An 11691-nucleotide genomic window follows, 5' to 3' on the forward strand; every position below is an offset into this window, starting at 1 on the left:
TGGACGGTGAAATAGGACTGAAGATCGGTGTCATTCATTTTCTATTAAAGTATTGACACCTCGATTGCACCGTGATAAGATATTCGAGTATGTTAATTGAAAAGTATGGATTAACAAGTAGAAGGTCCGACTTCTCACCTGCCCGGTATTGCCGGCTGGTCATGATCCAATGATTTGTGAATTGAACTTTCATGATGAATTGAGTATCAGACAGGGATGTCGGCTGTATAGTCGTCATCCCTTTTTTGTGCTTAAACACAATACAACAATAACAGGTTCTGGAGGTGGAGGGTTATTAGTAAGGAACATATGATCAATGATGAGATTCGGGTGAGAGAAGTACGTCTAGTTGGTGCGAATGGGGAACAAATCGGGATTACACCGACGCGTGAAGCTTTGCAAATGGCGATTGACGCAAACTTGGATCTCGTGAACGTGGCGCCTCAAGCGAAGCCGCCCGTGTGTCGGATTATGGATTACGGTAAATTCCGCTATGAGCAACAGAAGAAAGAAAAGGAAGCCCGTAAAAACCAGAAGATCGTTGACATCAAAGAGGTATGGTTCCGTTCCAACATCGAGGAACATGACTACCAAACCAAGTTTCGCAATGTGGTAAAGTTCCTGAATGAAGGGGACAAGGTGAAATGCTCCGTTCGTTTCCGCGGTCGTGAAATTACCCATGCTAATGTGGGTCAAAAAATTCTCGAACGTGTGAAATTGGAAGTTGCTGATCTTTGTACCGTGGAGCGCCAACCCAAGCTCGAAGGACGCAGCATGATTATGATATTGGCTCCAAAGAGTCAATGACAAATTAAGGAGGAAGTTCAATGCCTAAAATGAAAACACATAGCAGCCTTAAAGGCCGCTTCAAAATTACCGGTACTGGTAAAGTAATGCGTTACAAAGCTTACAAAAACCATTTGCTTTCCCACAAATCCAAACGTGCAAAACGCGTTCTGGGTACTAACCCTGAGATGGCACCTGGGGACGTTAAGCGTCTGAAACAAGGTCTTGCTAACCTGAAATAGCACTAGCACTGCAATGAATGAAGTATAAACATTATTTGGGAGGTCTATTGATATGGCAAGAGTAAAGGGCGGATTCGTCGTTCGTCGTCGTCATAAAAAAGTATTGAAGCTTGCTAAAGGTTATTTTGGTTCCAAACACCGCATTTTTAAAACAGCTAACGAGCAGGTAATGAAATCGCTTGTTTACGCATACCGTGACCGTCGTCAGACGAAACGTAACTTCCGCAGACTGTGGATCGTGCGTATCAACGCAGCAGCTCGTTTGAACGGTTTGTCTTACAGCAAATTGATGCACGGCCTGAAATTGGCTGGTGTGGACATTAACCGCAAAATCTTGGCTGATCTTGCAGTCAATGATATTAATGCATTCAACTCTTTGGCAACTGTTGCTAAAGGCAAAATCAACGCTTAATTATTAATAATGAAGGCGTGGAAACCGCGAAAGCGGTAAAAAGGTATCCCAAGCAGTACGCTGTGTAGGGATGCCTTTTTTTGTACATACTCAATGTTACGGAAAAGACTTCGTTTTCTCCAAAATACGAATAAATATGACGTGAGATGGAAGAATGTATGTTTTTTTTAACTTTGTAACGCTTACATTGATGAGATTTTAAAAAAAATTGACCCAAGGTTATTAATTGTCTAGATTTTAGCCGATCATAATTGTATAATCTCTAAAGTAAGTCTTCTGTACGATCTGTCTCGTCAGTAAATGACATGCATGAGCATGTACATGTTCAAAGAAAAGAGACAGTCCAGGGATCTAACACTAAGGGGGAACAGTATCAGCATGAAGAAAATGTTCAGTATGTCTTTGGTTATGCTGCTGGCGATCTCGGTCATTCTCGCAGGCTGCGGTAACAAAAATCAAGGTGCGTCCAACGCAAATGGCGGAGACACAGGTGGTTCTGCCAAAACATCGAATGTCCAAATCGGCATGGTTACAGATGTGGGTGGAGTAAACGACAAATCGTTTAACCAATCTGCTTGGGAGGCACTACAAGCCACTGAGAAAGAATCGGGCGTTAAAGTTAAATACCTGCAAAGTAAATCCGATCAAGATTATATTCCTAACCTGAACCAATTTGTTAAGGGTGATTTTAACCTGACTTGGGGAATCGGTTTTAATCTGGCGAATGCGATTGGACAAGTAGCGAAAGACAACCCAAGCAAGAATTTGGCGATCATTGACAGTGTCGTGGATGCGCCTAACGTAAAATCGGTTGTTTTTGCTGAAAATGAAGGTTCCTTCTTGGTTGGGGTTGTAGCTGGTAAGCTTACCAAAACAAACAAAATTGGTTTTGTGGGTGGACAAGACAGCCCATTGATCAAACGTTTTGAAAAAGGATTCGAAGCAGGAATTAAAGCTGTAAATCCAAATGCAAAATTGGAAGTTAACTACACAGGTGCATTTGATAAGCCGGACCTAGGTAAAGCAGCAGCTGCGACGATCTATAACAGCGGTGCGGATATTATTTTCCATGCAGCTGGCGGATCTGGTACAGGTGTATTTAATGAAGCACTCGCACGTAAGCAACAAGGTCAGCAAGTATGGGTTATTGGCGTAGATAAAGACCAATCACTTGAGTTTGGTGACGACGTAACATTGACTTCGATGGTAAAACGTGTAGATGAAGCTGTAAAACGCGTATCTAAAGAAGTAATTGATGGTAAATTTAAGGGCGGTGTCGAGACACTGGCTCTGAAGGATAATGGTATTGGTTTGGCAGACACATCAACGAAAAACGTACCTAAAGACGTGCTTGATCTTGTAGAACAATACAAGCAAAAAATTATTAAGGGCGAAATTACAGTTCCTTCGAAATAAGTTTTGGCTTGAAGAACATAGAAGTAGCGACAAGGCTGGTTCATAAGACTAGCCTTGTTCTTACGTCTGGAGTTATATGGATTATGGCAAAATTAGCTCATTGGAGCACATACTATAAAGTGTATAAGGGTGATCTCATGGATGCAGCGACCCCCGTCGTTGAGTTAAAGCAAATTACAAAACGATTCCCCGGCATCGTTGCCAACGACTCCATCAGCATCAAGCTGCATAAGGGAGAAATTCATGCCCTTTTGGGTGAGAATGGCGCGGGTAAATCTACGCTTATGAATATTCTTTTCGGACTGTATCAGCCGGATGAAGGGACAATTGAAATCGGAGGTAAACCCGTACAGATTGATAGTCCAAATAAGGCGATTGATCTGGGGATTGGCATGGTGCATCAGCATTTTAAACTCGTACAGCCGTTTACCGTTACCGAAAATATTGTCCTGGGCTCGGAGCCACGTAAGGGTCTGAAAATCAATTATAAAAAGGCTGCCGCAGAAGTACAGCGGTTGTCTGAACAGTACGGTCTTCAGGTAAATCCGAATGCCAAAATTGAGGATATATCTGTTGGTATGCAGCAACGTGTAGAAATTATCAAAACGCTCTATCGCGGTGCAGATATTCTGATTTTCGATGAGCCTACAGCTGTGCTGACACCGCAGGAGATCACAGAGTTGCTGGATATTATGAAGCGCTTGGTCGCTGAAGGCAAATCAATTATCCTTATTACTCATAAACTTAAAGAAATCATGCAAATTGCAGATACGGTTACGATCATTCGCCGAGGTCAGGTTATTGATACGGTCAAGACGTCTGAAACAACACCAAATGAGCTGGCTGAGAAAATGGTGGGCCGTCGTGTGTCCTTTAAAGTGGACAAGCAGCTTGCGCAACCAGGACAAACGGTACTGGAAATGAACAATGTAATTTCTAAAAACAAGGATGGCATTAATGTTCTAAATGAGTTGAACCTGCAGGTCAAGGCGGGCGAGATTTTGGGGATTGCCGGAGTAGATGGAAATGGACAGAGTGAGCTGATTGAAGCTTTGACAGGCTTACGCAAGGTGGATGGCGGAAGCATCCGTTTGCTCGGACAAGAGGTGGCCAATCAGCCACCACGCAAAATTTCAGAGGCAGGCGTTTCACATATACCGGAGGACCGTCATAAGCATGGGTTGGTGCTCGATTTTTCTATGAGTGAAAATATGGTGCTGGAGACGTATTACCAGGCGCCTTACAGTAAAAATGGCTTCTTGAACAAAGATGCTATAGAGAAACAGGCCAAAAGTCTTATCGAAAAGTTTGATGTAAGAACACCGGATATTCACACGAAGGCAAGAGCATTATCTGGTGGGAACCAGCAGAAGGCTATCATTGCGCGTGAAATTGATAAAAATCCAGACCTTCTCATTGCAGCACAGCCTACACGCGGTCTGGATGTCGGAGCTATTGAATTTGTCCAGAAACAACTGATTGCCCAACGGGACCAAGGTAAAGCTGTGTTGCTCATATCTTTTGAACTGGATGAGATTATGAATGTATCCGACCGAATTGCTGTCATCTATGAGGGCAAGATTGTCGGGGAAGTGCTGCCAGAAGAAACGAATGACCAGGAACTGGGACTGATGATGGCAGGAAGTGCAGTGAAGAAAGGAGTAGAGAATGGCTAATCTATTGAAAATATTCACAAAAGACTCCTTTGTACTGGCGCTGGTCTCTATTATTTTGGGTCTCCTTCTGGGTGCTATTGTGATGCTGATTGGCGGGTATGACCCTATTGTGGCCTATTCTGCTTTGTTTAGCCGTGTATACGGAGATTCTTATAACTTTGGAGAGGCTATCCGTGAGATGACTCCGCTGGTTTTAACGGGGTTGGCATTTGCTTTTGCGGCCCGCGCCGGATTGTTCAATATTGGCGGCGAAGGTCAGTTTCTGGTAGGTATGACAGCTGCTTCGATTGTGGGCATTAAACTCCATGGGTTGCCAGCTATCATACATGCACCGTTGGCTGTGATTGCAGGTGCAGTTTTCGGAGGCCTGTGGGCTGCGATTGCTGGCTATTTGAAGGCCAAACGAGGCGTGAATGAAGTTATTACGTGTATTATGATGAACTGGATCGGTCTGTATTTGGCTAATTTGGTGATCAATCAGTTCGCACTTATGGAAGGTGAAAATCGTTCTGTGGATATTCAGCCTTCTGCTTCAATTTCCATCGAATGGCTGTCCCAGATGATGGGGAATGCTCGGGTACATTGGGGTACAGTTATTGCAGTGCTGGCGGCAGTCTTTTTCTACATTTTCATGTGGAAAACAAAGCAAGGCTATGAGCTTCGGGCTGTCGGATTTAATCAGGATGCATCCCGCTATGCAGGTATGAATGTAAATCGTAATATCATAAAAGCGATGTTTATTAGTGGAGTTTTTGCCGGATTGGCAGGCGCCTTTGAAGTACTGGGAGTATTCCATTATCAATCTGTCATGGCAGGATCACCGGGAACCGGCTTTGACGGTATCGCTGTAGCTCTGATTGGGATGAATAACCCATTCGGTGTGCTGCTCGGTTCTGTTTTGTTCGGAACGCTTACGTATGGTTCTGCGGGGATGAGCTTTAGCGCAGATGTACCGCCCGAAATTATCCGGGTTGTCATTGGCTCGATTATTTTCTTCATTGCGGCCCAAGGTATTGTACGTTGGGTTGTGAAGCCGCTCTACTCCAAGCGGAAGAAAGAGAAGGTGTTGTAAAATGAGTTGGTTAACACTTGGTGAATTAATCCATACAACGCTCGTTTTTGCGACGGCGATTATTTTTGCGTCTCTCGGCGGAGTTTTTTCAGAAAAATCCGGTGTAACGAACCTCGGGTTGGAAGGACTTATGGTATTTGGAGCGTTTGCAGCGGGTGTTGGCGGATTTTATGCCGAGCAAGCTGGACTAGGAGGCACCTCTGCGGCTTGGGTAGGTGTGCTGTCAGCTGCGGTGTTCGGTATTCTGGTTTCGCTAATTCATGCTGTAGCCTCTATTACGTTTAAAGCTGATCAGGTAATAAGTGGTATAGTTATCAACTTTTTGGCAGCAGGTAGTACACTGTACATGGTCAAGCTTTTATTTGAGGGTGATGGTGACACGGGTCGGATTCAGGGTTTCAACGAAATATCCATCCCTTACCTTGTGGATATCCCGATTGCAGGAAAAGCCTTTTTCCAAGCCTATCCAACGACATACTTAGCCATTCTATTAGTTATTATTGGCTATTTTACTTTGTATAAAACACCGTTCGGCTTGCGTTTGCGTTCCGTTGGGGAGCATCCAGGAGCGGCCGATACAGTGGGTATTAAAGTAAATCGTCTTCGGTATATTGGTGTTATGATCAGTGGGGCGTTGGCTGGGATTGGTGGAGCTACCATCACCCTGACTACAACCAACATGTTCTCGCACAATACAGTTTCGGGGCAGGGATATATTGCTATTGCCGCTATGATTTTCGGTAAATGGAATCCGCTCGGCGCTTTTGGCGCAGCAGTGTTTTTTGGTTTTTCACAAGCCATTCGCAACTATGTGCAGCTGTTCGCATGGTCCCAAAGTATTCCCCAGGAAATTATTTTTATGTTGCCATATCTCCTGACGATTATTGTACTGGTAGCGGCTGTCGGACGTTCACGTGCTCCGGCCGCTTTGGGTCAACTTTATGATCCAAGCAAGCGTTAAAACTTATAAATAGCTGATGTGTATGTTTTGAAAATGTCATTGGTGTATAAAAAATCTGGTATCTGCATGTGCAGGTACCAGATTTTTTTATATTGTGCAGGCATTTAAACATACGCCACTGGCATGAATGGAATAGACTGTGCTATGCAGATTGGACGGGACGCTCGGCCCCTGTCAGCTCCGGTCTATTTTGTGGTGGTGATGAGCTATCAAGGAGCCGTTCAATCTGTCCATCCGTTGAGAAAGAAGGAGGAAATACGATGAAACAGGCAGTAACCAGAAAGCAGGTGGAGAAGCTTGTTGGCAAAGTCATCTTTGCTACTCGCAAGGATGGTTCCCAGGTCAGCGGCAAGCTGATTCGCATTTCGGGTAACCGACTGGTTCTTCAACCAAACCGCAAGAAAAAAGTAAACACGAAGGCGATTATTCCTCTGGTGCTGTTTGACTTGCTTGCCATCGGCACGGCTCCATACATTGGTGCCTATGGTGGGGGATATGGTGGCTACGGTCCAGGTTATGGAGGACCAGGATATGGTCCGCAGCCAGGCCCGTATACAGACGGGGGGTACCCCGGAGTAGGATATCCGTATTACCCTAATTTATTTTAGTCATACAAAATCTTGAGCTCGAAAAAGATACTTTTTACAGTGACTTTTCGAGTTCGTGGCATCGGCTCAGAGCTACGTAGCGCAGCATTTGATATTGATGACGCAGATAAAAATGGATCCCCCTGATATTGTCTTCGTCCACCATAACTTTAGCCCGCTTGCAGCGACGCAGTCGTCCGTAGTGTTCGGCATGCTCCAGCAGTTTTTTTCCGTATCGCATACCTTGATGAGCCGAAGAGATTGCGATCAAATCAATGTATAATAGTTCGCCATGCAGCATAACATGAATGAAGCCAACAACCTGTGCATTATCCGGTCTGCAAGCTACAAAAGTGATGCCCCGGTTTAAGCGCCGGGGTAATTCTTTGCGTATTTGTTCCATTTCTTGGGCACTTAAATGCGATAGGGGGACAAGCTCTTGCTCGATGAGACGAAAGATAATGCTGTCATCTTGATAGCTGCGTTTTCGAATCATAAACGGGCCTCCTTTTCTACCCTTTTAACAAGATAAGACGTGGCTTTGGAGGAGTGCACTGTCTCACCGTGTGGTCTTTTTTATAATATGCGGGTACCTCTTACAAGCGTGCGACTCTGAGGTGCTTCAGAAAAGAAACATGAATTTTTATGAAATATGGGTATTGACTATCCCAGATGAGAGACATATAATGTGTCTAAACATTTGAAAGAATGACATGAACTCAACGGCAATGAAGAGGACGAAGTGATTAGGGCTCTTTTGTTCAGAGAGTGAGGCATTAGCTGCAAGCTTCACCAAAATCCCTTTTTAACGAGCTCACCTTGGAGCTGTTTTCCTGAAAAGTATTTGGGCCCGATGATATTAACGGTGCGCTGAATCACCTATTAGGGAAAATCGTACGGTCTACGTTACAGACGCCAGATATGGAGATCCTTTGTGATTTCTGTACCTGCCAAGGTTCGATATTGCGAAATATCGGGCAAACACGGGTGGTACCACGGAAGCTACAGCCTTTCGTCCCTCAGTAACAGCAAGTCTGTTCTAGGGATGAAAGGTTTTTTTGTTTTTACAAATGTCAGATGTATGTAAATTTTGTAAAGGAGGATGACCAATGAGTGCACAAATTCCTGAAGTTAGGTCAACCAATGAATTACGTGAAAAGTGGATGAAGCCTGAAGTGATTACAGGTTCGGAAATTTTACTCCGTAGCCTGTTGCTGGAGGGAGTAGATTGTGTCTTCGGATATCCTGGTGGTGCAGTGCTTTATATCTATGATGCCATGTATGGCTTTAAGGATTTCAAGCATGTCCTCACTCGGCACGAGCAAGGAGCTATTCATGCGGCAGATGGTTATGCACGGGCGAGCGGTAAAGTGGGTGTCTGTATCGCCACTTCCGGACCTGGAGCGACAAACCTGGTAACTGGTATTGCGACGGCTTTTATGGATTCGGTGCCGTTAGTGGTCATCACGGGTAACGTTATATCTTCCCTGATCGGTACGGATGCTTTCCAGGAAGCCGATATCACGGGAATTACAATGCCGATTACGAAGCACAGCTATCTGGTAAGAGATGTGGAGGATCTGCCGCGAATCATCCATGAGGCATTTCATATTGCCAACACAGGGCGCAAGGGACCGGTGCTGATTGATATTCCGAAGGATATTTCTGCAGCCCAGACGTTGTTTGTTCCACAAACGGAACCTGTGACCATGCGGGGTTATAACCCGAAAGTGATACCCAACAAAATTCAACTAGACAAGCTAACTCAAGCTATTTCCGAAGCAGAACGTCCATTCATTCTGGCTGGTGGAGGAGTTGTATACTCCGGTGGACATGAAGCACTTTACGAGTTTGTTCGTAAAACGGAAATTCCTATTACGACAACATTGCTCGGATTGGGTGGTTTCCCAAGTGGACATGAACTGTGGACGGGGATGCCGGGGATGCATGGAACATACACCTCCAATCAAGCGATTCAACAGTCCGATCTGTTGATCTGTATCGGAGCCCGCTTCGATGATCGGGTAACAGGCAAGTTGGATGGCTTTGCTCCTCAAGCTAAAATCGTCCACATTGATATCGACCCTGCTGAAATTGGAAAAAATGTTGCAGCGGATATTCCTATCGTGGGTGACGTGAAGGCAGTGCTGGAATTGCTGAATCAGGATGTGAAACGTGCGGATCGAGCTGATGCATGGAGAGCGCAAATTCAGCATTGGAAGAAAGAGAAACCTTATTCATATAAGGATTCTGAAACGGTGCTTAAACCACAATGGGTTGTTGAGTTGTTGGATGAAACGACCAAGGGCGGCGCAATCGTAACGACGGACGTGGGACAGCATCAAATGTGGGCAGCGCAGTATTACAAATTCAATCAGCCACGTTCATGGGTCACCTCTGGTGGACTCGGTACGATGGGATTTGGTTTCCCTTCTGCAATCGGTGCTCAGATGGCAAATCCTGACAGATTGGTAATATCGATTAACGGGGACGGCGGTATGCAGATGTGTTCGCAGGAATTAGCCATCTGTGCAATCAATAACATTCCGGTTAAAATCGTAATTATCAACAACCAGGTTCTTGGAATGGTTCGCCAATGGCAGGAATTGATCTATAACAATCGGTATAGTCACATTGACCTGGCTGGAAGTCCGGATTTTGTGAAACTTGCCGAAGCATACGGAGTCAAAGGACTGCGTGCTACGAATAAGGAAGAGGCACGTCGGGCTTGGCAGGAGGCGCTTGATACACCCGGACCGGTCGTTGTCGAGTTTGTAGTCAGCAAGGAAGAGAATGTATATCCGATGGTGACACAAGGTTCGACAATTGATCAAATGCTGATGGGGGACGAGTAAAATGACAACAAAAAATACCATTGCTGTACTGGTAAATGATCAACCCGGCGTTTTGCAACGTGTGTCCGGCCTGTTCGGTCGCCGAGGCTTTAACATTGAGAGCATAACTGTGGGACAATCGGAAGAAGTTGGATTATCCCGTATGGTCATTGTGACTGTAGGGGATGAGAACAACTTGGAGCAGATTGAAAAGCAGCTTTACAAGCTGGTTGATGTGATCAAGGTCATCGATCTCAGTTCCAAGCCGATGGTAGCTCGGGAATTGGCGATGATAAAGGTAAAGGCAGAACCGCCTCAGCGGCCAGAGATCATGGGTGTGGTAGAAACATTCAGAGCAGCTGTAATTGATGTTGGAACGACGAGCTTGATCGTACAGGTCATTGGCGATACAGAAAAAATTGATGCCATGATCGAGTTGTTGAAGCCTTACGGTATTCGGGAGTTGACTCGAACCGGGGTTACAGCTATGATACGTGGCAATGCTTAATATGAAGCTTTAACGAATTACCGCTTATAGCGCATTACATCAATAAAGAACCGCCCGCATAAGAGCGGGGGCTCGAAGAGATTTTTAGATACTGAGCACGAGGGAAAGTCTCTTGGGGTACCCGCTCATTATGAAGGGTCCAATTAAAAGGAGGAAATTAACCATGGCAGTTACAACGTACTACGAAAAAGATGCAGAACTCAGCGTATTGAAAGGAAAGACAGTAGCCGTTATTGGTTACGGTAGCCAAGGACATGCTCAAGCACAAAACTTGCGTGACAGTGGTGTGAATGTTGTTATTGGTTTGCGTGAAGGCAAATCAGCTGATGTCGCAAGAAACGACGGTTTTGAAGTTCTGAACGTAGCTGATGCAACAAGCCGTGCAGATGTGGTTCAAATATTGTTACCTGATGAAACTCAAGCTTCTGTGTACAAAAATGAAATTGAACCTAACCTGAAAAAAGGCGCAGCTCTTTTGTTCTCCCATGGTTTCAACGTTCATTTTGGACAAATCGTAGCTCCTAAAGATAGCGATGTATTGCTGGTTGCTCCAAAATCCCCAGGACATATGGTACGTCGTACCTATGTAGAAGGGTTTGGAGTACCAGGGTTGATCGCAATTGAGCAGGACGCAACGGGTCAAGCCAAAGAAATCGGTCTTGCATACGCAAAAGGCATTGGCTGTACACGTGCGGGCGTAATTGAAACCTCCTTCCGTGAAGAAACGGAGACGGATCTGTTCGGTGAGCAGGCGGTATTGTGTGGCGGCGTGAGCGCACTCGTAAAAGCGGGCTTTGAAACATTGACTGAAGCAGGTTATGCTCCTGAGATGGCATACTTTGAATGCTTGCATGAGCTTAAGCTGATCGTTGACTTGATGTATGAAGGTGGATTGGCAACGATGCGTGATTCCATCAGTAATACAGCGGAATATGGCGATTATGTAACTGGACCACGCGTGGTAACGGAAGATACGAAGAAAGCCATGAAGGATGTATTGACTGACATTCAACAAGGTAAATTTGCTCGTGACTTCATCCTTGAAAATCAATCTGGACGTGCATTCCTGACGGCTACTCGTCGTAATGAAGCTAACCATCCGATTGAAGTGGTGGGCGGACAATTGCGTGAAATGATGCATTGGATCAAAAAGTAATAATCTTTTGTACTATGAACTCGACAACGTGAATTATTTAT

At 45.0% G+C, this 11691-nt stretch carries 12 protein-coding genes; 11 read left to right on the forward strand and 1 reads right to left on the reverse strand.

Features of this window, described 5'->3' with window-relative positions; all coding sequences use genetic code 11:
* The first annotated feature begins 309 nt into the window (after window positions 1–309).
* From infC to AOU00_RS19960, 8 genes are all read left to right on the forward strand, one after another.
* On the forward strand, window positions 310–807 hold the full coding sequence (infC, locus tag AOU00_RS19925; protein ID WP_013309378.1) for a translation initiation factor IF-3: 498 nt from the start codon (window positions 310–312) through the stop codon (window positions 805–807).
* Between the two features lie 20 nt (window positions 808–827).
* Entirely contained in the window at window positions 828–1028 is a 201-nt protein-coding gene (gene rpmI / locus AOU00_RS19930) for a 50S ribosomal protein L35 (RefSeq protein WP_013309379.1), read from the forward strand.
* A gap of 52 nt (window positions 1029–1080) precedes the next feature.
* Window positions 1081–1440 carry a 50S ribosomal protein L20 gene (rplT, locus tag AOU00_RS19935; RefSeq protein ID WP_007429517.1) on the forward strand — a complete coding sequence of 120 codons (360 nt, stop codon included), beginning with the start codon at window positions 1081–1083 and terminating at the stop codon, window positions 1438–1440.
* A 378-nt stretch (window positions 1441–1818) separates the two neighbouring features.
* On the forward strand, window positions 1819–2856 hold the full coding sequence (locus tag AOU00_RS19940) for a BMP family lipoprotein (RefSeq protein ID WP_061829124.1): 1038 nt from the start codon (window positions 1819–1821) through the stop codon (window positions 2854–2856).
* A 137-nt stretch (window positions 2857–2993) separates the two neighbouring features.
* Window positions 2994–4532, forward strand: a complete 1539-nt coding sequence (locus AOU00_RS19945; protein WP_023987756.1) for an ABC transporter ATP-binding protein — start codon at window positions 2994–2996, stop codon at window positions 4530–4532.
* The gene (locus AOU00_RS19950; RefSeq protein ID WP_069291470.1) at window positions 4525–5604 is read left to right on the forward strand and encodes an ABC transporter permease; all 1080 of its coding nucleotides are present in this window, start codon (window positions 4525–4527) and stop codon (window positions 5602–5604) included. Before AOU00_RS19945 ends, AOU00_RS19950 begins: the two co-directional genes overlap by 8 nt.
* Before the next feature lies 1 nt (window position 5605).
* Entirely contained in the window at window positions 5606–6565 is a 960-nt protein-coding gene (locus tag AOU00_RS19955; RefSeq protein ID WP_010349245.1) for an ABC transporter permease, read from the forward strand.
* A gap of 260 nt (window positions 6566–6825) precedes the next feature.
* On the forward strand, window positions 6826–7173 hold the full coding sequence (locus AOU00_RS19960; RefSeq protein WP_023987757.1) for a hypothetical protein: 348 nt from the start codon (window positions 6826–6828) through the stop codon (window positions 7171–7173).
* Window positions 7174–7207: 34 nt separating this feature from the next.
* Here the strand turns inward: AOU00_RS19960 and AOU00_RS19965 are convergent, their stop codons facing one another.
* The gene (locus tag AOU00_RS19965; protein ID WP_061829125.1) at window positions 7208–7648 is read right to left on the reverse strand and encodes a GNAT family N-acetyltransferase; all 441 of its coding nucleotides are present in this window, start codon (window positions 7646–7648) and stop codon (window positions 7208–7210) included.
* 613 nt (window positions 7649–8261) lie between these two features.
* Between AOU00_RS19965 and ilvB the strand changes: the two genes are divergently transcribed.
* The 3 genes from ilvB to ilvC all read left to right on the forward strand — a co-directional run bounded on the left by ilvB (window position 8262) and on the right by ilvC (window position 11650).
* Window positions 8262–10007, forward strand: coding sequence for a biosynthetic-type acetolactate synthase large subunit (ilvB, locus tag AOU00_RS19970; protein WP_061829126.1), 1746 nt, complete (start codon window positions 8262–8264; stop codon window positions 10005–10007).
* A 1-nt stretch (window position 10008) separates the two neighbouring features.
* Window positions 10009–10494: an acetolactate synthase small subunit gene (ilvN, locus tag AOU00_RS19975; RefSeq protein WP_023987760.1), complete on the forward strand. Its 486-nt coding sequence runs from the start codon at window positions 10009–10011 to the stop codon at window positions 10492–10494.
* Between the two features lie 163 nt (window positions 10495–10657).
* The gene (gene ilvC, locus AOU00_RS19980) at window positions 10658–11650 is read left to right on the forward strand and encodes a ketol-acid reductoisomerase (protein ID WP_013309387.1); all 993 of its coding nucleotides are present in this window, start codon (window positions 10658–10660) and stop codon (window positions 11648–11650) included.
* Window positions 11651–11691 lie beyond the last annotated feature (41 nt).

The sequence above is a fragment of the Paenibacillus polymyxa genome (genome assembly GCF_001719045.1).
GTDB lineage: Bacteria > Bacillota > Bacilli > Paenibacillales > Paenibacillaceae > Paenibacillus > Paenibacillus polymyxa_B.